The 21,761-nt window shown below is 62.8% G+C and carries 24 protein-coding genes and 1 other RNA gene; 14 read left to right on the top strand and 11 right to left on the bottom strand.

The features are described from left to right. The first annotated feature begins 24 nt into the window (after nt 1-24). Nucleotides 25-456 (top strand): MarR family winged helix-turn-helix transcriptional regulator, encoded by a 432-nt coding sequence (locus M1E10_RS08975; protein ID WP_499176011.1) that lies wholly within the window; start codon nt 25-27, stop codon nt 454-456. Nucleotides 457-537: 81 nt separating this feature from the next. Beyond that, complete coding sequence (locus M1E10_RS08970) at nt 538-1,920, top strand: M20/M25/M40 family metallo-hydrolase (protein WP_499176010.1); 1,383 nt, start codon at nt 538-540, stop codon at nt 1,918-1,920. A gap of 372 nt (nt 1,921-2,292) precedes the next feature. On the opposite strand, the gene M1E10_RS08965 is transcribed toward M1E10_RS08970, so the two are convergent. The 4 genes from M1E10_RS08965 to M1E10_RS08950 all read right to left on the bottom strand — a co-directional run bounded on the left by M1E10_RS08965 (nt 2,293) and on the right by M1E10_RS08950 (nt 4,077). Further along, a complete protein-coding gene (locus M1E10_RS08965) occupies nt 2,293-2,502 on the bottom strand; it encodes a cold-shock protein (protein ID WP_029619029.1) in 210 nt (69 codons plus the stop codon). A gap of 513 nt (nt 2,503-3,015) precedes the next feature. Next, a complete protein-coding gene (locus tag M1E10_RS08960; protein WP_499176009.1) occupies nt 3,016-3,327 on the bottom strand; it encodes a hypothetical protein in 312 nt (103 codons plus the stop codon). A gap of 95 nt (nt 3,328-3,422) precedes the next feature. Beyond that, nucleotides 3,423-3,641, bottom strand: a complete 219-nt coding sequence (locus M1E10_RS08955; protein ID WP_499176007.1) for a hypothetical protein — start codon at nt 3,639-3,641, stop codon at nt 3,423-3,425. Nucleotides 3,642-3,879: 238 nt separating this feature from the next. After that, nucleotides 3,880-4,077: a hypothetical protein gene (locus M1E10_RS08950; RefSeq protein WP_499176006.1), complete on the bottom strand. Its 198-nt coding sequence runs from the start codon at nt 4,075-4,077 to the stop codon at nt 3,880-3,882. 188 nt (nt 4,078-4,265) lie between these two features. On the opposite strand from M1E10_RS08950, the gene M1E10_RS08945 reads away from it, so the two are divergent. The 4 genes from M1E10_RS08945 (at nt 4,266) to dnaJ (ending at nt 10,324) form a co-directional block, all read left to right on the top strand. Continuing rightward, complete coding sequence (locus M1E10_RS08945; RefSeq protein WP_499176005.1) at nt 4,266-4,523, top strand: YMGG-like glycine zipper-containing protein; 258 nt, start codon at nt 4,266-4,268, stop codon at nt 4,521-4,523. Nucleotides 4,524-4,673: 150 nt separating this feature from the next. Continuing rightward, on the top strand, nt 4,674-6,989 hold the full coding sequence (locus M1E10_RS08940) for a transglycosylase domain-containing protein (protein WP_499176004.1): 2,316 nt from the start codon (nt 4,674-4,676) through the stop codon (nt 6,987-6,989). 204 nt (nt 6,990-7,193) lie between these two features. Further along, nucleotides 7,194-9,101 carry an Hsp70 family protein gene (dnaK, locus tag M1E10_RS08935; RefSeq protein WP_499176003.1) on the top strand — a complete coding sequence of 636 codons (1,908 nt, stop codon included), beginning with the start codon at nt 7,194-7,196 and terminating at the stop codon, nt 9,099-9,101. 89 nt (nt 9,102-9,190) lie between these two features. Further along, entirely contained in the window at nt 9,191-10,324 is a 1,134-nt protein-coding gene (dnaJ, locus tag M1E10_RS08930) for a molecular chaperone DnaJ (protein ID WP_499176002.1), read from the top strand. A 77-nt stretch (nt 10,325-10,401) separates the two neighbouring features. Here dnaJ and M1E10_RS08925 read toward each other — a convergent pair whose 3' ends face one another. Together M1E10_RS08925 and M1E10_RS08920 are read right to left on the bottom strand one after the other, a co-directional pair. Beyond that, nucleotides 10,402-10,611, bottom strand: coding sequence for a SlyX family protein (locus tag M1E10_RS08925; RefSeq protein ID WP_499176001.1), 210 nt, complete (start codon nt 10,609-10,611; stop codon nt 10,402-10,404). 46 nt (nt 10,612-10,657) lie between these two features. Then, a complete protein-coding gene (locus M1E10_RS08920) occupies nt 10,658-10,942 on the bottom strand; it encodes a hypothetical protein (RefSeq protein WP_499176000.1) in 285 nt (94 codons plus the stop codon). Nucleotides 10,943-11,148: 206 nt separating this feature from the next. Between M1E10_RS08920 and recF the strand changes: the two genes are divergently transcribed. The 3 genes from recF to M1E10_RS08905 are packed head-to-tail and all read left to right on the top strand — an operon-like array spanning nt 11,149 to nt 13,576. Continuing rightward, on the top strand, nt 11,149-12,270 hold the full coding sequence (gene recF, locus M1E10_RS08915) for a DNA replication/repair protein RecF (RefSeq protein ID WP_499175999.1): 1,122 nt from the start codon (nt 11,149-11,151) through the stop codon (nt 12,268-12,270). A gap of 41 nt (nt 12,271-12,311) precedes the next feature. Next, nucleotides 12,312-13,079, top strand: coding sequence for a molybdopterin-synthase adenylyltransferase MoeB (moeB, locus tag M1E10_RS08910; protein WP_499175998.1), 768 nt, complete (start codon nt 12,312-12,314; stop codon nt 13,077-13,079). Next, the gene (locus tag M1E10_RS08905; RefSeq protein ID WP_499175997.1) at nt 13,076-13,576 is read left to right on the top strand and encodes a GNAT family N-acetyltransferase; all 501 of its coding nucleotides are present in this window, start codon (nt 13,076-13,078) and stop codon (nt 13,574-13,576) included. Before moeB ends, M1E10_RS08905 begins: the two co-directional genes overlap by 4 nt. 21 nt (nt 13,577-13,597) lie before the next feature. Here the strand turns inward: M1E10_RS08905 and M1E10_RS08900 are convergent, their stop codons facing one another. Next, entirely contained in the window at nt 13,598-14,602 is a 1,005-nt protein-coding gene (locus M1E10_RS08900) for a 2-hydroxyacid dehydrogenase (RefSeq protein ID WP_499175996.1), read from the bottom strand. Between the two features lie 180 nt (nt 14,603-14,782). Here M1E10_RS08900 and M1E10_RS08895 point away from each other — a divergent pair, with 180 nt between their 5' ends. Continuing rightward, on the top strand, nt 14,783-15,322 hold the full coding sequence (locus tag M1E10_RS08895; protein WP_499177128.1) for an SH3 domain-containing protein: 540 nt from the start codon (nt 14,783-14,785) through the stop codon (nt 15,320-15,322). A 4-nt stretch (nt 15,323-15,326) separates the two neighbouring features. Here the strand turns inward: M1E10_RS08895 and M1E10_RS08890 are convergent, their stop codons facing one another. Beyond that, the gene (locus tag M1E10_RS08890) at nt 15,327-16,319 is read right to left on the bottom strand and encodes an adenosine kinase (RefSeq protein ID WP_499175995.1); all 993 of its coding nucleotides are present in this window, start codon (nt 16,317-16,319) and stop codon (nt 15,327-15,329) included. A 182-nt stretch (nt 16,320-16,501) separates the two neighbouring features. Here M1E10_RS08890 and M1E10_RS08885 point away from each other — a divergent pair, with 182 nt between their 5' ends. Beyond that, a complete protein-coding gene (locus M1E10_RS08885; protein WP_499175994.1) occupies nt 16,502-17,446 on the top strand; it encodes an AEC family transporter in 945 nt (314 codons plus the stop codon). A 94-nt stretch (nt 17,447-17,540) separates the two neighbouring features. Here the strand turns inward: M1E10_RS08885 and M1E10_RS08880 are convergent, their stop codons facing one another. Further along, complete coding sequence (locus tag M1E10_RS08880) at nt 17,541-18,362, bottom strand: c-type cytochrome (RefSeq protein WP_499175993.1); 822 nt, start codon at nt 18,360-18,362, stop codon at nt 17,541-17,543. Between the two features lie 149 nt (nt 18,363-18,511). On the opposite strand from M1E10_RS08880, the gene M1E10_RS08875 reads away from it, so the two are divergent. Both M1E10_RS08875 and M1E10_RS08870 read left to right on the top strand, forming a co-directional pair. After that, entirely contained in the window at nt 18,512-19,267 is a 756-nt protein-coding gene (locus M1E10_RS08875; RefSeq protein ID WP_499175992.1) for a 3-deoxy-manno-octulosonate cytidylyltransferase family protein, read from the top strand. Between the two features lie 10 nt (nt 19,268-19,277). Next, nucleotides 19,278-20,141: a prephenate dehydratase gene (locus M1E10_RS08870; RefSeq protein WP_499175991.1), complete on the top strand. Its 864-nt coding sequence runs from the start codon at nt 19,278-19,280 to the stop codon at nt 20,139-20,141. An 18-nt stretch (nt 20,142-20,159) separates the two neighbouring features. Here the strand turns inward: M1E10_RS08870 and nudC are convergent, their stop codons facing one another. Further along, complete coding sequence (nudC, locus tag M1E10_RS08865) at nt 20,160-21,122, bottom strand: NAD(+) diphosphatase (RefSeq protein ID WP_499175990.1); 963 nt, start codon at nt 21,120-21,122, stop codon at nt 20,160-20,162. A 1-nt stretch (nt 21,123) separates the two neighbouring features. After that, on the bottom strand, nt 21,124-21,531 hold the full coding sequence (locus M1E10_RS08860; RefSeq protein WP_499175989.1) for an HIT family protein: 408 nt from the start codon (nt 21,529-21,531) through the stop codon (nt 21,124-21,126). Between the two features lie 84 nt (nt 21,532-21,615). Between M1E10_RS08860 and ffs the strand changes: the two genes are divergently transcribed. Further along, nucleotides 21,616-21,712: signal recognition particle sRNA small type (gene ffs / locus M1E10_RS08855), an RNA gene on the top strand. Nucleotides 21,713-21,761 lie beyond the last annotated feature (49 nt).

Genomic DNA, 21,761 nt, shown 5'->3' with positions numbered 1-21,761 from the left:
GCATTCGTCAGGAAAGCTCCTCGCATGGCATTCAACCGCTCCCACTGCGCGACCTATCTCTCCGGCCAGCTGGCCAAGGGGTTCTCACGTTCCCTGCAGAGCCGGGCCGCAGACCTCGGCTTTTCTCCGGGCCAGTTTCCGGTGCTGCTGGAGCTTTGGCAGGAAGACGGCCTGACCCAGAAGCAGCTTCTCGATCGGCTGGAGGTCGAGCAGGCGACGCTTGCCAACACATTGGTGCGCATGGAACGCGGCGGACTGATCACGCGTGAGCCACACCCCCGCGATCGACGGGCCCAGATCATTCGACTGACGGAGCTCGGGCGCGAGCTCGAGCGGCAGGCCGTCGAGGCTGCGGCCGAAGCGGATGCTGTCCTGTTCGAGGGCTTCCGGCAATTCGAGCGCGAGCTGATGATGGAATACATGCGCATGGCCATCGACAACGCGCGCAAGCTCTAAGGACTTTCGCCCAACTCGGCTCTCGAAACGCAACAACCTTTGCACTAAGGTCGCCCCTGTTCTTGCAGACAGGATTTCCCCATGACCGAGCTTTCCCCCGTCCTCGACCGTGCCGACCAGAACCTCGAAAAAAGCCTTGAGCGGCTGTTCGAGCTGGTGCGCATCAAATCAATCTCCACCGATCCGGCCTACAAGGCCGATTGCCGACAGGCCGCCGAGTGGCTGGTTTCTACCCTTGCCGACATCGGCTTCGACGCCTCCGTGCGCGACACGACCGGCCATCCGATGGTGGTGGCCCATCACGCCGGCGCCACGCCGGATGCTCCGCATGTCCTCTTCTACGGCCATTACGACGTGCAGCCGGTGGATCCGGTGGATCTGTGGGAGAACGATCCCTTCGACCCGGCGATCAAGGACCTTGGCAATGGACGCAAGGTGATCACCGGCCGCGGTACGGCCGACGACAAGGGCCAGCTGATGACCTTCGTCGAGGCTTGCAGGGCCTATAAGGACGTTCACGGCAGCCTGCCGGTGCGCGTGACGATCCTGTTCGAGGGCGAGGAGGAATCCGGCTCGCCGTCGCTGAAGCCCTTCCTGGAAGCAAATGCCGCGGAACTGACCGCAAGCTGCGCGCTGGTCTGCGATACCGGCATGTGGGACGGGGAGACGCCGGCGATCGCCGCAGCACTTCGCGGTCTCGTCGGCGAGGAAATTACCATCACCGCCGCGGATCGCGACCTGCATTCCGGCCTCTTCGGTGGGGCGGCAGCCAACCCGATCCACATCCTGACGGAAATTCTGGCCGGGCTGCGCGACGAGACGGGCCGGATCACCCTTGAAGGCTTCTATGACGGCGTGGAGGAGACCCCCGCCAACATCAAGGCGAGCTGGGAGGCGCTCGGCCGCGATGCGGAAAGCTTCCTTGGCGAGGTCGGACTGTCGGTGCCCTCCGGCGAGAAGGGCCGTTCGGTTCTGGAGCTTACCTGGGCGCGGCCGACCTGTGAGGTCAACGGCATCTGGGGCGGCTATACCGGCGAAGGCTTCAAGACGGTGATTGCCGCCAAGGCTTCGGCGAAGATCTCCTTCCGGCTGGTCGGCGACCAGGATCCGGCCAAGGTTCGCGACGCGTTCCGGGCCTACGTCCGATCGCGCATCCCGGCGGACTGCACAGTAGAGTTCCATGAACACGGCGGCTCGCCGGCCATTCAGCTGTCCTATGATTCACCTGTGCTGACAAAGGCAAAGAATGCCCTCTCGGACGAATGGGAAAAGCCTGCCGTGGTCGTCGGCATGGGCGGCTCTATCCCGATCGTCGGCGATTTCCAGAAGATGCTCGGGATGGATTCCCTGCTGGTCGGCTTCGGCCTCGTCGATGACCGTATTCATTCCCCCAACGAGAAGTACGACCTGAAGTCGTTCCACAAGGGTATCCGGTCCTGGGCCCGGATCATGGCGGCGCTCTGAGCGTGACGAGAACGGGACCGGCTTGCCGGTCCCCAAAAACGAAAAAGGCCGGGCAAGCCCGACCTTTCTACTCTCGATTCTGTCTGTGCCAGTACATCCGTGGTCACCCAGGAATCGAGACAGGCATTTCCGGCGCGTCCGCTTCAGGCAATGTGCCCATTGCGGCCCTGGCGATCATCATCGCTCCAACTGGTTAACATCTCGTAAAAGACGAATATGGTAACCGTTTCATCGATGGCGCGGTTTCCCGCATTTGCTCACTGCGCCGGAAATGCTGATGATCAGCAGATGGTAGCCTGATCGTTAATTTGCAATAGCTAACATAAAAAAAGGCCGGACAAGCCGGCCTTTCCGATCGCGTCTGCGCCAGACTTATGCAGCCTGCAGGTTGTCTGCAGCGACCTTGCCGGAGCGGCGGTCTGTGACGAGTTCGTACGACAGCTTCTGGCCGTCGTTGAGTGAACTCATGCCAGCGCGTTCAACAGCGGAGATGTGAACGAAAATGTCTGCTGAGCCATCATCCGGCTGGATGAAGCCATAGCCCTTGGTTGCGTTAAACCACTTTACGGTACCGGTAGCCATGTCGATGTCTTTCTCTTGCAAATAGCGGCGATGTTCCAGCGAACCGGAACGGGGTGGTCTCGTATTTGAAGGAAGGGTGTCGAGAGCACCGGAGGTGCTTAGAGCAGTCTTGTCTACAAATAGCGATGCGGGGGAGATAGAAGCGAGGTGCCTCTCTGTCAAGGTTTGCGGCTTACGCTAATTCTCGAGGATTCACCCAAAAAGCAGAAAACCCGGCGCGGGAGGAGGTGCGCCGGGTTTCCGAAACTGACCAGCAACCGGGAGGAGGAGGTGTTGCTAGTCCCATCGAAGAACGCTGGGAGGAGGAGTGCGTGCTTCGATGTTCTGATCATACAGTGGGCATGCCTGAAAAACAGCCTTAATTTTGCAGCGCAGCAATGCGATTTACGCATAGCTTCAGCTCTGACGTCGGGACGGCACCAAAGGCACAGGTCTTAAGCCGAAGCGGCGCAACGAAAAAGGCGGACGTCGATAGCGCCGGCGTCCGCCTTTCAAGGAGATAATCTATAGACGCTAAGTGTAGCGACGGTACCAGGCACTGCGGTTTTCGACCGACTGCGCGCCGACGAGATAACCGATCGCAAATCCGATCGTGCCGATCAGCGTAAAGAGCGTCGTTGCCGTGGCAGGATGTTCGCGGATCGCACCGGCGACTGTCGCGGCTTCGTCCTGGACATAGGAGGCGGCGGTTCCGGCACGCTCACTCAAGCGCGCGCTCAACGAAGCGATCTCGGCGCGCAAGGTGGCGATTTCCTGGCCCATCCTGTCGCTGTCGAGCTGGTCCAAGCTGCCCATCGGCTTCACGTTTCCTGTAGATTCGGCCATCGAAAGCCTCCATTTTGTTCCAGTTGATCCGTAAACGGGTCAACTGGCGATAGGTTCCACTTCAGGAACATTGCTCCATTCGCCAAGAACGAAGGTCATGCGCCGCGGCTCTCCGCGAGGATGTGAGCAAGTGACTCCAGCTTTTCCTTTTCGCTTAGCCCCTTTTGCATGGAATGCACCAGGATAAGGGCCAGAGCCTCGCCGTCTGGACTGGACTTGCTGATGTTGTGTTCAACACATGCTTGATCGAACACCTGCTGCAGCATGTTCAGTTGATCCGGATTGACCGGATTGCGAACCAGTTGTGTCGGCACACCAACCTCCCCATGCTGTTAAGCCGTGCAGGCTTTTTCGGACCCAGTCCCTGAGATATAAATGATCGCGCGAAAATTGGCTTTATAAAGGCCGTCTTGTGTAGAACTTACGCATGATGCGCAGCAATGTAAAATTGCCGTTACGAGCTGTCGCAGATCCCGAAGCTCGCTACCATTGTGATCCGAGCGACAGGACGGCAACAGACGGATCGCCGCCTGTTGCCGAATATAAGATCCGTTAAGCTGCTCCAGCGGGATCGCCGATCGGCATCAGGGCGGGATCGAGATTGGGGTCCTGCGGGTTCTTGGTGTCACCGGGATCCTGGGCAGGCGTGAGGGGCGGCTTGCCCTGTGTTCGGTCGGGAATGCCTGGCGTAGAGGTTGGCCCGCGAGGGGTTTCCGGCGCTGGGTTCTGGATGGGGTCTCTGTTCGGCATCGTCGTTCTCCCTTGTTGCTTATGCAGCCGAACGGTGCCGCCCGAGCATTGTTCCGAAATACCGTCTCGGGTTTTCTCAAACCCGCACAAGATCCCGCGGCGTTGTGACCATGGAACTTTTTCCAGCCCGAATGAAACTACCAGACGCCCGGGCGGTTATCTCCATCGTCAACCAAGGGAGAAAATCCATGAAAAACATTCTCGCAATCAGCTTTATGAGCTTGTCGCTGGCTGCCTGCACGGCGACCGAACGCGGCGCCGGCATTGGCGCGGCGACCGGAGCAGTGGTCGGCGGCGTCGCAACCGGCGACGTCCGTGGAGCCGCGGTTGGCGCAGCGGTGGGCGGTGCCGGCGGCGCACTGATCGGCAGCGTTCAGGACCAGCCAGGGCGCTGCTACTACCGCGACCGCTACGGCAACCGCTACGTGGATGAATGCCGCCGTTAGTCCTTTATTCGGGCCGACCACTTTGGTCGGCCCGGCCAGTCTCCCTTAACACCCCCTTAAATCGCCGCATTTAGAGTCCAGCGAAAGCTTGGGCGAATATCTGATCACCGGCCTTGGCCGGCTTTGAGAATTGGGGGCTACCGACGCGGCATGGCAGCCAAGGGCAAATCGCGACACAGGGTCGAACCGTCTTTCGAAGACGAGGACGATCACTTCGAGGACGATCTGCGGCTGGGGTCTGACGATCGGATTGTCGGCGGCCGCCCCAAGCGCAAGTCTGGCCCGCCGAAAAAGTCCACCGCCCCCAACTCCCGGAAGAAAAGCAAGGCGCGCCGCCAATCACGGGGCCTTTTTGCGCCGGTGCGCTCGCTCCTCTACTGGTGCGTGGTGCTTGGGATCTGGGCAGGCATCGCAGTTGGTGGTCTTGTCCTTTACTACGGCGCGCAGATGCCTGCCGCCAGCGCCTGGTCGATTCCCGATCGGCCGCCCAACATCAAGATCGTCTCTACCAACGGCTCGGTCATTGCCAACCGCGGCGCCACCGGCGGCGAAGCGCTGTCGCTGGAGGAGATGTCTCCGTTCATTCCGCAGGCGGTGATGGCGATCGAAGATCGACGTTTCTATTCGCATTTTGGCGTCGACCCGTTTGGACTGGCTCGCGCCTTCGTCAACAATCTGACCGGCCAGCCCATCCAGGGCGGCTCCACGATCACTCAGCAATTGGCGAAAAACCTGTTCCTGTCGCCGGAGCGCACCTTCGAGCGCAAGATCCAGGAAGTCCTCCTCGCCTTCTGGCTGGAACACAAGTTCAACAAGGACCAGATCCTGGCGATGTACCTGAACCGGGTCTTCTTCGGGTCGAATGCCTATGGCGTCGAGGCAGCCTCGCGCCGCTATTTCAATACATCGGCACGTGAGGTCAATCTCGGCCAGGCAGCATTGCTGGCAGGTCTTCTGAAGGCCCCATCGCGGCTGTCGCCGGCGCGCGATCCGGAGGCTGCCGAAGCGCGTGCCCAGGTGGTTCTCGGCGCGATGCAGGAAGAGGGCTATGTCACCGAGGACGAGATCAAGTCGGCGATGTCGCAGCCGCCGACGAAAGCGCGCAGCTACTGGTCCGGGGCCGAGCACTACGCCGCCGACATGGTTCTCGACGAGGTGACGAAACTCGTCGGCGAGGTGAAGCAGGATCTTGTCGTCGAGACGACGATCGACCTGTCGCTGGAGCGGAAGGCGGAGGAGACCCTGACGGACATCCTCGACGACGAGGGCAAGACGCTCAATGCGTCGCAGGCCGCACTCGTCTCGATGGATGCGACCGGTGCGATCCGCGCGCTTGTCGGCGGCAAGGATTATGCCCAGAGCCAGTTCAATCGGGCCGTGACGGCAAAGCGCCAGCCTGGTTCGGCCTTCAAGCCTTTCGTCTATGCCGCCGCGCTGGAAGCCGGCATCCGGCCGGATTCGATTCGCAACGACGCACCGGTGCGGATCGGTAAATGGACCCCGGAAAACTACGATCAGAAGTATCGTGGCGAGGTGACTGTTTCATCCGCGCTTGCCCAGTCGCTGAACACCATCGCTGCACAGCTCGTCATGGAGGTGGGACCCCAGGAGGTCGTCAGCCTCGCGCACCGGATGGGGATCGAGCAGGAGCTGCAGCCGAATGCCTCTATCGCGCTTGGAACATCTGAAGTGCCGCTGGTGGAACTGACGGCGGCCTATGCGCCCTTCATGAACGGCGGCTACAAGGCAACGCCGCACATCGTCCGCCGCATCCTCGATGCCGAGGGCAACACGATCTACGAGACGGGCTACGACAGCCCGCCGCGGGTGCTGAGCGAAACGGTAGTTGCCACGATGAACAGCATGTTGACGCGGGTCATCGAGAACGGAACCGGCAAGGCGGCAAAGCTCAAGGACTGGCAGGCGGCGGGCAAGACGGGCACCACCCAATCCTTCCGGGACGCGCTCTTCGTTGGCTACACCAGCGTCATGACCACCGGCATCTGGTTCGGCAATGACGACGGCACCTCGATGAAGAAGGTGACAGGAGGCGGCCTCCCCGCCAAGGCCTGGAAAGAATACATGACGGCAGCGCTGGACGGCTATTCGCCAACTCCACTGTTTGGAAGCCATGGCGGCTTCGACCTGCCGCCTGCGGCCGTCGAGCCGGAGCGCGAGCCGCCCAGCATCGGCGACATCATCTCCGGAGTGCTGCCCGGCGTCGGTCGGCAGGACGAGTATCCCGCTCCGCCGGCGGACGATGTCTATGTGGAAGGCCTGACGCCGGACCAGATGCCGGTGCGGGACTACCGCGAGTATCGCGGCCCCTATGATGATTTCGATGGTCGCCCCGTGCCACCCGCGGAGGTCGGCGGCAGGCCGATGCCGCCAGCGGATGTCGGCACGACCGCGTCCACACGTCCGCCGCGCCAGACGACGCTCTACGACCTGATCATGGGTCAGTGAGCCACAGGCTGCCGTGTTCACATTCCCGTGTTTTTTTGCAGACATCAGAGGCTTGTCCTGCCTTGCAGTCCAAAAAACCCGTCCTTATATACGCCGCATGACGCAGCGCATGCTGCGAGAATACAGTAGACCATCCCAGTCGAGGAACTGTCAGCGGAATGCCTGAGCGGGGTTCCGACGGTTCGCTTAAAGGAGAGAGAAAAAATGGCTAAAGTAATTGGCATCGACCTTGGTACGACGAACTCCTGCGTTGCCATCATGGATGGCAAGGACTCCAAGGTGATCGAGAACGCCGAAGGCGCTCGCACCACCCCTTCCATGGTCGCCTTCACCGAAGACGGTGAGCGTCTCGTCGGCCAGCCGGCGAAGCGTCAGGCCGTGACCAACCCGACCAACACCTTGTTTGCCGTCAAGCGCCTGATCGGGCGCCGCTATGAAGATCCGACCGTCGAGAAGGACAAGGGCCTTGTTCCGTTCGAGATCGTCAAGGGCGACAATGGCGACGCTTGGGTTCAGGCCCAGGGCAAGTCCTACTCCCCGGCCGAAATCTCCGCGATGATCCTTCAGAAGATGAAGGAAACCGCTGAATCCTATCTCGGCGAAAAGGTCCAGAAGGCCGTCATCACGGTTCCGGCCTACTTCAACGACGCCCAGCGCCAGGCCACGAAGGATGCCGGTCGTATTGCCGGTCTCGAAGTGCTGCGCATCATCAACGAGCCGACCGCGGCAGCGCTTGCCTATGGCCTGGACAAGACCGAAGGCAAGACGATCGCCGTCTACGACCTTGGCGGCGGTACCTTCGATATCTCGGTTCTCGAAATCGGTGACGGCGTCTTCGAAGTGAAGTCGACCAACGGCGACACCTTCCTCGGTGGCGAAGACTTCGACATGCGTCTCGTCGAGTATCTGGCGGCCGAGTTCAAGAAGGACAACGGCATCGACCTGAAGAACGACAAGCTTGCCCTGCAGCGCCTCAAGGAAGCTGCGGAAAAGGCGAAGATCGAACTGTCGTCCTCGCAGCAGACCGAAATCAACCTGCCATTCATCACCGCCGATGCTTCCGGTCCCAAGCACCTGACCATGAAGCTGACCCGCTCGAAGTTCGAAAACCTGGTCGACGACCTCGTTCAGCGCACCGTTGCTCCTTGCAAGGCAGCGCTGAAAGATGCCGGCGTCACGGCTGCAGAGATCGATGAAGTCGTGCTCGTCGGCGGCATGAGCCGCATGCCGAAGGTCCAGGAAGTCGTCAAGCAGCTGTTCGGCAAGGAGCCTCACAAGGGTGTTAACCCGGATGAAGTTGTCGCCATGGGCGCTGCCATCCAGGCCGGCGTTCTGCAGGGCGACGTCAAAGACGTTCTGCTTCTCGACGTGACGCCGCTCTCGCTCGGCATCGAAACGCTCGGTGGCGTCTTCACCCGCCTGATCGACCGCAACACGACGATCCCGACGAAGAAGTCGCAGACCTTCTCGACCGCCGACGACAACCAGTCGGCCGTGACGATCCGCGTTTCCCAGGGCGAGCGTGAAATGGCGCAGGACAACAAGCTGCTCGGTCAGTTCGACCTCGTCGGCCTGCCTCCGTCGCCGCGCGGCGTGCCGCAGATCGAAGTAACCTTCGACATCGACGCCAACGGCATCGTCCAGGTGTCGGCCAAGGACAAGGGTACCGGCAAGGAGCAGCAGATCCGCATCCAGGCCTCCGGTGGTCTCTCCGATGCCGACATCGAGCAGATGGTCAAGGATGCCGAGGCGCATGCCGAGGAAGACAAGAAGCGTCGTGCCGGCGTCGAGGCCAAGAACCAGGCCGAAAGCTTGATCCACTCGACCGAGAAGTCGCTGGCTGATTACGGCGACAAGGTATCCGAGACCGACCGCAAGGCGATCGAGGATGCCCTGGGCTCGCTCAAGAGCGCCGTCGAAGCGTCCGAGCCGGATGCCGACGACATTCAGGCGAAGACGCAGACGCTGATGGAAGTGTCGATGAAGCTCGGCCAGGCGATCTATGAAGCCAGCCAGGCGGAAGGTGCCGAAGGCTCCGAGGGCGGCCAGAACGACGACGGTGTCGTCGATGCCGACTACGAGGAAATCAAGGACGACAAGAAGTCGGCCTGAGGTTTCCCGATGGCAAAGCTCAGAACATAGTCGACTAGAAATCCGGCTGCCATCGTGCAGCCGGAATCCTTTCGGGAGCCGTTACCTCCATGGCAAAAGCAGATTATTACGAAACCTTGGGTGTCGGCAGAACCGCTGACGAGAAGGAGCTGAAGAGCGCCTTTCGCAAACTCGCGCTGAAGTGTCACCCGGACAAGAATCCCGGCGACGCGGATGCCGAGAAGAAATTCAAGGAGATCAACGAGGCCTATGAGACCTTGAAGGATCCCCAGAAGCGTGCCGCCTACGACCGCTTCGGCCACGCGGCCTTCGAGTCAGGCGGAATGGGCGCCGCTGGCGGCGGCTTCGGCTCGGCCGGCCCCGGCGGCTTTTCCGACATCTTCGAAGACATCTTCGGCGAGATGATGGGCGGCGGTCGTGCGCGCCGGTCTTCGGGTGGCCGTGAACGCGGCGCCGACCTGCGCTACAACATGGAAATCACGCTTGAGGAAGCCTATGCCGGCAAGACGGCGCAGATCCGGGTTCCGACCTCGATCACCTGCGACCTCTGCTCCGGTTCCGGCGCCAAGCCCGGGACGCAGCCGAAGACCTGCGCCACCTGCCACGGCTCCGGGCGTGTCCGTGCCAGCCAGGGCTTCTTTTCCGTCGAGCGCACCTGTCCGACCTGCCACGGTCGTGGCCAGACGATCACCGACCCCTGCACCAAGTGCCACGGCCAGGGCCGCATCGCCGAAGAACGGTCGCTGTCGGTCAACATTCCGTCGGGCATCGAGGACGGCACCCGCATCCGCCTGCAGGGCGAGGGCGAGGCTGGAACGCGCGGCGGACCGACCGGCGACCTCTACATCTTCCTGTCGGTGAAGCCGCACGAATTCTTCCAGCGGGACGGAGCGGATCTCTTCTGCACCGTGCCGATCTCGATGACGACGGCAGCCCTCGGCGGCACCTTCGACGTCGGCACGCTGGACGGCACGAAGTCGCGGGTCACGGTTCCGGAGGGCACGCAGCCGGGCAAGCAGTTCCGTCTCAAGGGCAAGGGCATGCCGGTGCTGCGCTCTGCGCAGACGGGTGATCTCTACATCCAGATCCAGATCGAGACGCCGCAGAAGCTGACGAAGCGCCAGCGAGAACTGCTGCAGGAATTCGACGAGATCTCCTCGAAGGAAAACAATCCGGAATCCACCGGCTTCTTCGCCCGGATGAAGGAATTTTTCGAAGGCTGAGGTCGTACGGTCCCAAGCCTGAATATCATGCCGAAAAGGGCAGCCCGGAGCTGCCCTTTTTCAGATCGGTCTTCCGGTCAGTAATGCGGCGGCCGGGTGTTGGCCGGCGCGTCGAGCGAGCTTTCCTCGATGGCCTGGAAGCGTTCCACCAGGCGATCGAGCTTTGCCCGCATCTGTTCGACGATCCTCCACTGGTCGGCCAACTGATCGGACAGTTCGTCGATCACCTTTGCCTGATGGGCGGCAAGCTCTTCCAGCCGCATGATCCGTTCGTCATGGTCCGCCACAGCATGTCCTTCGCATTGCCCGCTGGTGCCGCCTTCGTTCAGGCGCTCAAGATCGCGTCTTGCGCTCGTAGGGCATCAGCATGATGGCCGAGGCTGTTACAGCACCGCCGAAGGTAAATGCAAGCGGCGCCGCCATCATCGCGAAGGACAGCACCGGCATCTGTGCCCGGACGATGTGGGTTCCGAGCCCATAGAGATTGAACCAGACGAGGGCAGAGGCCAACGCCACTCCGAGCCCCATTCCGAAGGCCGCGTTGATTGCCAGGAACCACAGCATCTCCCGATGGTCGCGCCGCGCTTCCTCCGGGGTCATGTCGTCATGTTCCAGCATGGTTGCCTCCTTGACAGATAACTGAGCCTATCCCTCCACCCTACCCGTGTCGCGCGTGAAACCGGCCAGTCTGAAAGAAGTTCCCGGGAGTTCGACCGGGTTCTCGTCAAGCGCGTCGTTGCGGCATCGAAAGAGACCATGGCGGTGCATGCTTGCCATGGCGACGGATAACGCTTAGCTCCCTCTGAGGACGCAAGCAGACATTCATGGCCCAGAAGATCTTTCTCTCGCAGTTGAAGCTTACCGACTTCCGGAACTACACGGAGGCGAGCCTGACGCTCGACGAACGGCATGTGGTGCTGACCGGCGAAAACGGCGCCGGCAAGACCAACCTGATGGAAGCCGTTTCCTTCCTTTCTCCCGGACGGGGTCTTCGCCGGGCGGTTCTCGCCGACGTGACGCGGGTCGGCGCCGAGGGCGGCTTCTCCATCTTCACGCGGCTTGACGGCATGGAGGGCGAGGTGGCGCTCGGAACCGGGATCGATGGCGAGGGTGAGACCTCCGTGCGCCGGCTGCGGATCAACGGCACCCCGGCGAAATCGACAGAGGAGCTGTCGGACCATCTCAGCGTGCTGTGGCTGACGCCGGCCATGGATGGTCTCTTCACCGGCCCGGCCGCCGACCGCCGTCGGTTTCTCGACCGCCTCGTCCTGTCGATCGATCCGTCTCATGGGCGCCGTGCAGGCGATTTCGAACGGACGATGCGCAACCGCAATCGTCTTTTGTCGGAGGGGCGCTACGACCCCTCCTGGCTTTCCGCTATCGAAGCGCAGATGGCGGGTCTGGGGATCGCCATGGCCGCCGCCCGGCAGGAAATGCTCGGCCTGTTGCGGACCCTGTCGGCCGCCTCGGAAGAAACGCCTTTCCCCTCCCCGGTGCTGGCACTGGAAGGCTTCCTGGATGATGTCCCCGAGGGACCGGCGGCCGATCTGGAAGACCTCTATCTCGCCATGCTGCGCGACGGCCGCGGGCGCGACGCTGCGGCAGGCCGGACGCTGGAGGGGCCGCACCGGAGCGACCTGCAGGTCCGTCACCGGGAAAAGGACATGGATGCCGCACGCTGTTCCACCGGCGAACAGAAGGCCCTGCTGATCGGTCTTGTCCTGGCGCATGCGCGTCTTACCGCCAATATGACGGGCTTTGCACCTGTCCTTCTCCTCGACGAAATTGCCGCGCATCTGGACGAGGGGCGTCGGACCGCCCTGTTCAACCTGATCCATGACCTCGGTGGCCAGTCCTTCATGACCGGGACCGACCGGTCGATGTTTTCGACGCTCGCAGACCGGGCGCAATTCTTTACGGTCGATGGCGGCAGCGTCCGCTCCTAGCAACCGCTTCCCCGTGACCGGCAGGGCTGCTAGGAACAAGCATGGAACTGACCCCGGACGAAATCGAACGCTATCGTCGCCACATCCTGCTGCCTGAGATCGGCGGCGCGGGACAACAGCGCCTCAAGAGTGCCCGCGTGCTGGTGATCGGCGCCGGCGGCCTCGGAGCGCCGGTGCTCGAGTATCTGGCGGCTGCGGGCGTAGGGACGCTCGGCATCGTCGACGACGACGTCGTCTCGCTTTCCAACCTGCAGCGGCAGGTCATCCACGACACCGGCACAGTGGGTGCGGCCAAGACCGCCAGCGCGCGGGCCGCCATCGCCAGGCTCAACCCCGCCATCCGGGTCCTCGATTACGAGGAGCGGTTCTCCCTGGACTGGGCGTCCTTGCATCTGCCGCGATTCGACCTGCTGATCGACGGCTCCGACAATTTCGATACCCGCTATGCCGCGGCAGACGCCGCAGCAGAGGCGCGCATACCGCTGGTGACGGGCGCTGTCGGCCGCTTCGACGGTTCGCTGACGGTGCTGATGCCCTATGCAGCCTCGCCCGACGGAACTGCCCATCCGCATTACCGTGACCTTTTCCCGGAGAAGCCGCCGGAGGGGCTGATCCCTTCCTGCGCCGAGACCGGCGTGATCGGCGCGCTGACCGGCGTCATGGGAACACTGATGGCCATGGAGGCGATCAAGCTCATCACCGGCATCGGCGAGCCGCTGGTCGGGCGACTCCTTCTCTATGATTCGCTGACGGCCCGGTTCGACACGATCCGCTACAAGCGACGGCCTGCGGAGACGGGCAAGACATGATCGAGATTGTCCGCATAGGTTCCGGTTTCGACCGCTGGGACGAGCTCCTGGCGCTCGTCCATTCCGCGTTCGCCTCCATGGACGGCGTCATCGATCCACCCTCGTCTGCCAAGGGACTGACGCCTGTTTCGCTGGCGGAGAAGGCAAGAACGGAGATCGCCTTCCTCGCCGTGGAGGACGGGCAACTGCGGGGCTGCATCTTCTGTCGGCCGGAGCTTCCGGACTGCCTCTATATCGGCAAGCTTGCGGTTCACCCGGACGCCCAGGGCAAGGGGCTTGGGCGGCGGTTCTTGGCAGAAGCCGAAGCGGCAGCGCAAGAGCGCGGGTGCAGCCGGCTGCGTCTGGAGACCCGCATCGAACTCACCGGCAATCATGCGACGTTTGCCCATTGGGGCTTCGTGAAGACGGCGGAGAAGTCTCATCCCGGCTATGACCGCGTGACCTTCATCGAAATGGTGAGAACACTGGACGCCACGCCACCGGTATCGGCCGACTGACATCCGCGCCGGCCAATTGCCTCAGGACCGTCCCGGCAGGACGCGGTTGGGAGGCCTGTGGCCGTCGAAGAAGGTGCGGATGTTGATGATCACCTTGTCGCCCATGTCGATCCGGCCTTCGATCGTCGCCGAGCCCATATGCGGCAGGAGAACCACCCGGCCCTCGTTGGCAAGCTTGATCAGCTTCGGATCGATGGCCGGCTCGTTCTGGTAGACGTCGAGCCCTGCCCCGGCAATCTCGCCGTCGCGCAGAAGCTGGATCATCGCCGCCTCGTCGATGATGTCGCCGCGGGCGGTGTTGACGATCAGGGCGGTCGGCTGGATCAGCGCCAGTCGTCGCGCCGACAGCAGATGGAAGGTCGCCGGGGTCGAGGGGCAGTTCACCGAGACGATGTCGACGCGCGCCAGCATCTGGTCGAGGCTGTCCCAATAGGTCGCCTCCAGTTCTTCCTCCGTCTCCGGATTGGCGCGCTTGCGGTTGTGGTAGTGGATGGCGAGGCCGAAGGCCTTGGCGCGGCGTGCAACCGCCGTGCCGATGCGGCCCATGCCGACGATGCCGATGCGCTTGCCCCAGATCCGGCGACCCAGCATCCAGGTCGGCGACCAGCCGGCCCAGTCACCGGGATGGTCGGTCAGGATTCGCGCGCCTTCCGTCAGTCGCCGGGAAACGGCGAGGATCAGCGCCATCGTCATGTCGGCGGTATCTTCGGTCAGCACATTGGGGGTGTTGGTGACGGTGATGCCCTTCTTCGCCGCGGCATCGACATCGATGTGGTCGGTGCCGTTGGAGAAACTGGCGATGAGCTTGAGGTTCGGGCCCGCTTCGTCGATCAGAGCCTGGTCGATGCGATCCGTGACCGTCGGCACCAGCACGTCCGCAGCCTTCATCGCCGCCGCCAATTCAGCGCGGGTGCGCGGCGTGTCGTCGATGTTCAGCTCCGCGTCGAAGAGCTCGCGCATGCGCGTTTCGACGGCGTCCGGCAGCTTCCGGGTGATGTAGACCTTGGGCTTCTTCTTGGGCGTCATGGCGTCGTGTTCAGAGGTCCTTAACCAAGTGGCGCGATATTCAGTCTATCCAGGGCGTTTCTACCAGACCCGTCGCCGAAGACAAACAAAACCTCTTGCGAGGCGGCTGTCTTGGCTGCGCCCGCCAACGATCCCTCCATCACCGGCGCAACCGGTGCGGCAGAAGCTGGAACGGCACGCATGCGAAGCGTCATTCTGAAAATACTCATGGCAACCCTGATCGGCCTCGGCCCTGCGGCCTTCGGGTCTGCGCCGGCAATGGCCCAGGGCGCGGCCAAGGGCGCCAGCGGGCTGCCGCTTCCCCGGTTTGTCAGCCTGAAGTCGGCGCGGGTCAACATCCGCATCGGTCCGAGCACCGATTACCCCGTTGCCTGGATGTACATGAAATCGGGCACGCCGATGGAGATCATTCAGGAATACGACAACTGGCGCCGGGTGCGCGACGCCGACGGGACCGAAGGCTGGGTCAACCAGGCGCTGCTCTCGGGCGAGAGGACGGCCGTTGCAGCGCCATGGATGCGCGAGAAGGGCGAGGTCTTCGTCAACATGCGCCGAGAGCCCCAGAGTTCGGCAGCAGTCGTCGCCAAGCTTCAGCCCGGTGTCGTGATCGTGATGGACGAGTGCAACGGCGACTGGTGCCATGCCTCGGCCGGAGGCGCCGAGGGCTGGGTCAGCCAGGAAGAGGTCTGGGGGGCCTATCCTGGGGAAGCCTTCAAGTAGCCCCCTATAGGAGCCCTTCGCGGGCCGCGGCATCCTTCAGCGATTCCATCGGCCGCGGGCCGATCTGCTGGATGACGATGGCCGCCGCCAGGCAACCGAGCTTGCCGCAATCTTCGAGCGAGCGTCCCTGGGTGTAGCCAAAGAGGAAGCCGCCGGCGAAGAGATCGCCCGCTCCCGTCGTGTCGACAACGTCGGGGACCTTGAAGGCATCGATCTTGATGCGCTCCTCGCCCCGCACGATGATGGCCCCCTCCTCGCTGAGGGTCACGGCGGCGAGCTTGCAGTCTGCAGCGATCTTCGTCAGCGCCAGCTCGAAATCCTCGGTCTCATAGAGCGACAAGGCTTCCTGCTTGTTGGCGAAAACGATGTCGACCGTGCCTGAGCGCATGAGGTCGAGGAACTCGGCACGGTAGCGCCCGACGCAGAAGGGATCCGAAAGCGTCATCGACACTTCACGACCATTCTCGTGGGCAATGCGGGCGCATTCGAGGATCGCTTCCTTGGCGCGCGGCGGATCCCAGAGATAGCCTTCGAAATAGGTCACCTTGGAATCGGCCACCACCTGCGGCTCTACATCCTGCGGCCCCAGTTCGACGCAGGCGCCGAGATAGGTGTTCATCGACCGCTCGCCATCAGGCGTCACAAAAATCATCGATCGTGCCGTGGGCGGATGGATGCCGTCGGGCTTGGTCTCGTAATGCACGCCCTGGGCGCGGATATCATGCTGGAAGATGGTGCCCAACTGGTCCTCGGCCACTTTGCCGAAATAGGCAGCCTTGCCGCCCAGTCCGGCGATGCCGGCAGCGGTATTGCCCGCCGACCCGCCCGACGCTTCAACAGCGGGACCCATCTTCGAATACAGCAGTTCGGCGCGCTCGGCATCAATGAGGTTCATCGCGCCCTTGATGATGTCGTTTTCGCTGAGAAAACGGTCATCGCAACGTGCGATGATGTCGACAATGGCGTTGCCGACCGCGAGAACGTCGAATTTGGACATCCAGTCAAGCCCTTCCTGATTTGCTCTTACCAATCCTGCCCTCTTCTCGCACATGCGAAGCAAAAACCCTAGAGGCGGCCGATAGGAATTGGCGCGGCAGCCGTCTCTCGCCGGCTGCACATTTGTGACGTTCGTTGAGATGGTTTAAAGGCCGTAGACCCTCCCCTTGAAAGTCTCCCCCCGTGTCCTCCACTATCGTCAACGTTGCCCCTGTCTTCCTGCTCATCCTGATCGGCTGGCTCGTCGCCCGCTTGCGCGTCCTCAACGAGGCGACCGGCGATGCGCTGGGCGAATTCGTCTTCAAAATCGCCGTGCCGATGCTGATCTTCCACACGCTGGCAGATGCGCATTTCCAAGGCGCTTCACCCTTCCGGCTCTGGGGCGCCTATTTCGCTGGCGTCGCCGTCACCTGGACGGCAGGGCATCTGGTCGCCAGGCATGTGTTCGGGCGCGACGCCAAGATCGGCGTCATATCCGGAATGTCGGCGGCCTTCGCCAACAACGTCTTCATCGGCCTTCCACTGGTCGGTCGCTCCGTCGGCGAGGACGGACTGGTGGCCCTGTCCATCCTGCTTGCCATCCACCTGCCGCTGATGATGATCGTCGGAACGATCCTGATGGAACGCGCCGCCGTCCTGGTCAGTGGCGGCGAAAGGCGCGGCCTGCGGGCCATCCTGAAGCAGGTGGGCTCGAACCTCGTCCGCAACCCGCTGGTGATCGCGCTGGCCGCGGGGCTTGTGTTCAATCTCTCCGGACTGACGCTAACACCGGTCCTCAGCACTGTGGTGACGCAGCTGTCGAGCGCTGCCGGGCCGGCCGCCCTGATCTCGATCGGCATGGCGCTGACAAAATACCCGGTGCGCGGCAACATCGGGCTGACCGGCGCCATCGCCGCCCTGAAACTGTTGCTGCTGCCGGCTGCGGTCTACGCCATGAGCCGGCTTCTGGGCTTGAGCCCGGAATGGACGGCGGCAATGGTCCTCACCTCCTCGGTGCCCACGGGCATCAATGCCTGGCTGATTGCCCACCGCTTCCAGTCCGGCCAGAACATCGCCGCCTCGACGATCAGCGTGACGACGGCTTTCGGAATCATATCCGTCAGCTTCTGGGCCTGGCTCCTGGGGTGAGGCGAGCCGACGCCGCGTGATCGACTTGCTCAGGCCAGACGCAAAAAAGCCCGGCACGATGGCCGGGCTCAATTCCAAGATGATGATGGAAACCTTAGTTGTTCGGAGCCGGCTGCTGGCCAGTTGCCGTGCCGGGCTGCGTGATCGGCGGGGCCTGATCTGCAGTGGGCTCGGCCTGCTGAACGGCAGGCGCCGGAGCTTCCCCGCCTGGGCCAGGTGCCTGCGCGGCAGGCTGCACGTCGCCGGCGGCAGGAGCCGCGCCTTCGGCAGCTGGTGCAGCACCCTCGGCGGCCGGTGCCTCGGCTGCAGGGGCAGCGCCCTCAGCGGCAGGCGGGGCACCCTCAGCAGGTGCGGCTGCTTCTGCTGCGACCGGTTCCGGAAGAGGAGCGGGACTGTCAGCCTGACCACGGAGGTAGGCGATGACGTTGGCGCGTTCCTCGTCAGCTTTCAGGCCGGCAAAGCCCATGGACGTGCCCGGAACATGCTGCTTCGGCGCTTCTAGGAAATAGCTCAGGTGGTCATAGTCCCAGACGACAGAGCCGCCCTCGGAAAAGTCGCGCATACCGGCGGAGTAGCTGAAGCCTTCATGCGAGGCGATCGGACGGTTGACCACACCCCAGAGGTTCGGACCGACCTTGTTTGCGCCCCCCTGTTCGGAGGTGTGACAGCTCTGACACTTCCTGAAGGACGACTCACCGGCAGCAGCATCGGCGCTGGCCAGAAGCGTTGCAATCGGAACCGCAGCCACTTCTTCAGCGGCGCCGGCGTCAGCTCCGGATTCCGCAGCGACGATGGCAAAGCCTTCCTGTTCCGGCGCTTCCGAATGCCAGATGCCTTCAGAAGCAATCGAAACCGTCATCATGACGAAAACGGTGGCAAGAAATGCTCCTACCGCCATGTTCACGTATGAGTTCATTTGCAAACGCTCCTTTGCCACCGCCAGGTACAGGCGGGCCATCTTGAAATCGCGCGGAACCTATGTCTTTTGCATTGCCGTTGCAACACGATTATAGGCGGGCGCCTGAGACTTTTTGACACTGTTCGCCGCGCTTTTGAAGGCTCTTGATGACTGAAATTGCTCCTGAACGGACCCTTGTGCTGATTCCGGCACGCATGGCTTCCACAAGACTGCCCGGCAAGCCGCTTGCCGACATCGCAGGACTGCCGATGATCGTCCAGGTCGCCCGACGGGCGCAGGAGGCGAGGGTCGGGCGAATCATCGTCGCCGTCGACCATCAGGAGACCTACGATGTCGTGGCGGCGGCAGGTTTCGAGGTGGTCATGACGCGAGAGGATCACCAGTCGGGCTCGGATCGCATCTTCGAGGCGATGCAGAAGGCCGATCCCGAGGGCCGGGTGGAATTTGTCATCAACGTCCAGGGCGACCTGCCGACGATCGATCCCGAATCGGTGCGTGCCGCCCTGCGCCCCCTCGAGGATGCGAAGGTGGATATCGCAACGCTTGCGGTCGCAATCAGCGACGAACACGAGAAAACCAATCCGAATGTCGTGAAGGTGGTCGGTTCGCCGACGTCCGACACACGATTGCGCGCACTCTATTTCACCCGCGCCACCGCACCCCATGGCCCCGGCCCCCTCTACCATCATATTGGCCTCTATGCTTATCGCCGTGCAGCGTTGGAGCGTTTCGTCTCGCTGGGTCCCTCGCCGCTGGAAAAACGCGAGTCGCTGGAGCAGTTGCGCGCGCTCGAAGCCGGCATGCGTATCGATGTCGAGATCGTTGACTCGGTTCCGCTCGGTGTCGATACTCCGGCCGATCTTGAAAAGGCCCGCGCGATCCTCGCCAGCCGATCCTCCTGAGGCGCTCCCCATGATGCAGACCACCAACAAGATCGCCTTCCAGGGCGACTTCGGCGCCAATTCCGACATGGCCTGCCGGGACATGTTTCCCGCCATGGAGCCGCTCCCCTGCCCGACCTTCGAGGATGCCTTCACGGCGCTCGAAACCGGCGAGGCGGATCTGGCGATGATCCCCATCGAGAACACGATTGCCGGGCGCGTCGCGGACATCCACTACCTGCTGCCGGACTCGCGCCTGCACATTGTCGGCGAGTATTTCATGCCGATCCGCTTCCAGTTGATGGTGCTGCCGGGCGTGATGCGCGACGAGATCCGCACCGTCCACAGCCATATCCATGCGCTGGGCCAGTGCCGAAAGATCATCCGCTCGAACGGCTGGAAGGCGGTGGTGGCGGGCGACACCGCCGGCGCGGCCAAGCTGGTCTCAGAGGCCGGCGACCGTTCGATGGCAGCCCTTGCGCCACGCCTTGCTGCCGACCTCTACGGGCTGGAGATCCTGGCGGAGAACGTCGAGGACACCGAAAACAACGTGACGCGGTTCGTCGTGCTGTCGCGGGACGAGACATGGGTGGCGCGGGAGGACGACCACGAAGTGATCGTCACCACCTTCGTCTTCAACGTCCGCAATATTCCGGCGGCGCTCTACAAGGCCATGGGCGGGTTTGCCACCAACGGCGTCAACATGACGAAGCTGGAAAGCTACCAGCTCGGCGGCAAGTTCGTGGCCACGCAGTTCTATGCGGACATCGAAGGCCATCCGGACGACGCGGCGGTGCGCCGGGCACTCGAGGAGCTGCGCTTCTTCTCCGAGAAGGTCCGCATCCTCGGCGTCTACAAGGGCCACCCCATGCGCGGAGCGCTGCAGAAGCCCTGATGGGCGGATCCGACCGGCCTAGCGTGGCCAGTCGATCCAGTCGCGGATCAGGCGGTGCGCAATGGCGCCGGCCGGCGGAGCGAAGGTGGTGCCGTCACCCGGCTGAGCCTCCAGGATGCGCGCCACCTCTTCGCGGGAGAACCAGCGGCAGTCGGCGATTTCCTGTTCGTCGATCTTGATCTCGGTCGACGCCGCCTCGGCAAAGCAGCCGATCATCAGCGAATGCGGCATCGGCCAGGGCTGCGAGGCGTGGTAGCGGACGCGCCCGGTGCGAATGCCGGCCTCCTCGAAAGTTTCCCGACGCACCGCATGCTCGATGGTCTCGCCCGGTTCGACGAAGCCCGCCAGACAGGAATACATGCCCTCCTGGAAATGATGGCTGCGCCCGAGCAGGCATCGGTCCTGCTCCTCGTCCACCGTCAGCATGATGACGACGGGATCGGTGCGGGGAAAGGTCATGTTCTCGCAGGCGGTGCAGACGCGGCGATAGCCTCCGATCCGGCTTTCGGTTTTTCCGCCGCACTTGCCACAGAAACGATTGCCGGCGTTCCAGTTGATGAGGGCCACTCCCTGCGCCGCCTCGCCGAGGAGCTCCTCGTCCAGCAGGCCGTCGCGAAAGAGCGCGCGCGCCTCGGTGGGCTTGAAATGCGCCGCGAGCTCTTCAGGGGGAATGCCCACGGGGACCGCGATGCGCGGTTCGCCGTTCTCGCGGTAGCCCAAAAGGACCGCATTTTCCAGATCCGGCTGCAGTTCCGGCAGTTCGTAAGCCGCAAAAAGGGGATCGAGGATCAGGCCGTCGTGCTTCAGGATCAGCCGGCTGCCGGTGAAGGCGAGAATGTGGGTGCCCTCGACCTTCAAAGCCGCTTCGAGGCAGCCCTCGTCGCGATATTCCGACTGCCTGTCGAGCGTGTTGCCCGCAAAGGCCGTGAGGCGGCTTGGTTCAGGGTGTGGGGTGTCGGTGGCAAAAAGGGATGCAGTCATGTCAGAGGGCTTCAACCAGTTTCTTGAGGAGGTCCTGCTTCTTTGCGTCGTCGGCGTAGGGCTCGGCGCTGCCGTAGCCCCAGATCGGACCCGGCCAGTTCGGATCGCCTTCCTGTCGCGCAATGATATGAACGTGCAGCTGCCCGACGATATTGCCCAGCGCGCCGACGTTGATCTTGCCGGCGCCGGTTGCTTTCTTCAAAGCGGCGGCCACGGAATTGGTCTCGAAGGTCAACAGCGTCTGATCGAGCGGCGTGAGTTCGAAGATCTCGCTGATGCCTTGCCGCTGCGGCACCAGCATCATCCACGGCCAGCGGCTGTCCTTCATCAGGCGCAGCTGGCAAAGACCCAGGACAGTCACCCGTTCCGAATCCCGCTCGAGCCTCTCGTCCAGCGCAAAATCCTTCAACGTCCGTTCTCCTCTCTCTAAAGCCTAGCAGTTTTTTACAGGCTTCGCTTGCATTTGCGAGCGTAATCGCCGATATGTGCGGCGGGAGGTTGGTGGTGGACGAGCCACTCGCCAACCGGGTCAGGTCCGGAAGGAAGCAGCCCTAACGAGCCCGGCACGGGTCACCGTGCCAGCCTCCCACCTTCTACCATCTTGGTCAGCTTCCGGTCCGGTCAAGAGGCTGGAACGGC

It is taken from the genome of Rhizobium sp. PK7-22 (assembly GCF_056530405.1).
This window is presented reverse-complemented; position numbering and strand designations above follow the sequence as displayed.

Excerpts from the sequence above, each read along its gene's own strand:
- M1E10_RS08880 (WP_499175993.1), bottom strand. The coding sequence starts at position 18,362 with ATGAACTCATACGTGAACATGGCGGTAGGAGCATTTCTTGCCACCGTT.
- recF (WP_499175999.1), top strand. The coding sequence starts at position 11,149 with ATGGCCCAGAAGATCTTTCTCTCGCAGTTGAAGCTTACCGACTTCCGG.
- M1E10_RS08895 (WP_499177128.1), top strand. The coding sequence starts at position 14,783 with ATGCGAAGCGTCATTCTGAAAATACTCATGGCAACCCTGATCGGCCTC.
- M1E10_RS08975 (WP_499176011.1), top strand. The coding sequence starts at position 25 with ATGGCATTCAACCGCTCCCACTGCGCGACCTATCTCTCCGGCCAGCTG.
- M1E10_RS08900 (WP_499175996.1), bottom strand. The coding sequence starts at position 14,602 with ATGACGCCCAAGAAGAAGCCCAAGGTCTACATCACCCGGAAGCTGCCG.
- M1E10_RS08875 (WP_499175992.1), top strand. The coding sequence starts at position 18,512 with ATGACTGAAATTGCTCCTGAACGGACCCTTGTGCTGATTCCGGCACGC.
- dnaK (WP_499176003.1), top strand. The coding sequence starts at position 7,194 with ATGGCTAAAGTAATTGGCATCGACCTTGGTACGACGAACTCCTGCGTT.
- M1E10_RS08905 (WP_499175997.1), top strand. The coding sequence starts at position 13,076 with ATGATCGAGATTGTCCGCATAGGTTCCGGTTTCGACCGCTGGGACGAG.
- M1E10_RS08960 (WP_499176009.1), bottom strand. The coding sequence starts at position 3,327 with ATGGCCGAATCTACAGGAAACGTGAAGCCGATGGGCAGCTTGGACCAG.
- dnaJ (WP_499176002.1), top strand. The coding sequence starts at position 9,191 with ATGGCAAAAGCAGATTATTACGAAACCTTGGGTGTCGGCAGAACCGCT.
- M1E10_RS08945 (WP_499176005.1), top strand. The coding sequence starts at position 4,266 with ATGAAAAACATTCTCGCAATCAGCTTTATGAGCTTGTCGCTGGCTGCC.
- M1E10_RS08870 (WP_499175991.1), top strand. The coding sequence starts at position 19,278 with ATGATGCAGACCACCAACAAGATCGCCTTCCAGGGCGACTTCGGCGCC.
- M1E10_RS08970 (WP_499176010.1), top strand. The coding sequence starts at position 538 with ATGACCGAGCTTTCCCCCGTCCTCGACCGTGCCGACCAGAACCTCGAA.
- M1E10_RS08890 (WP_499175995.1), bottom strand. The coding sequence starts at position 16,319 with ATGTCCAAATTCGACGTTCTCGCGGTCGGCAACGCCATTGTCGACATC.
- M1E10_RS08965 (WP_029619029.1), bottom strand. The coding sequence starts at position 2,502 with ATGGCTACCGGTACCGTAAAGTGGTTTAACGCAACCAAGGGCTATGGC.
- nudC (WP_499175990.1), bottom strand. The coding sequence starts at position 21,122 with ATGACTGCATCCCTTTTTGCCACCGACACCCCACACCCTGAACCAAGC.
- moeB (WP_499175998.1), top strand. The coding sequence starts at position 12,312 with ATGGAACTGACCCCGGACGAAATCGAACGCTATCGTCGCCACATCCTG.
- M1E10_RS08940 (WP_499176004.1), top strand. The coding sequence starts at position 4,674 with ATGGCAGCCAAGGGCAAATCGCGACACAGGGTCGAACCGTCTTTCGAA.
- M1E10_RS08920 (WP_499176000.1), bottom strand. The coding sequence starts at position 10,942 with ATGCTGGAACATGACGACATGACCCCGGAGGAAGCGCGGCGCGACCAT.
- M1E10_RS08950 (WP_499176006.1), bottom strand. The coding sequence starts at position 4,077 with ATGCCGAACAGAGACCCCATCCAGAACCCAGCGCCGGAAACCCCTCGC.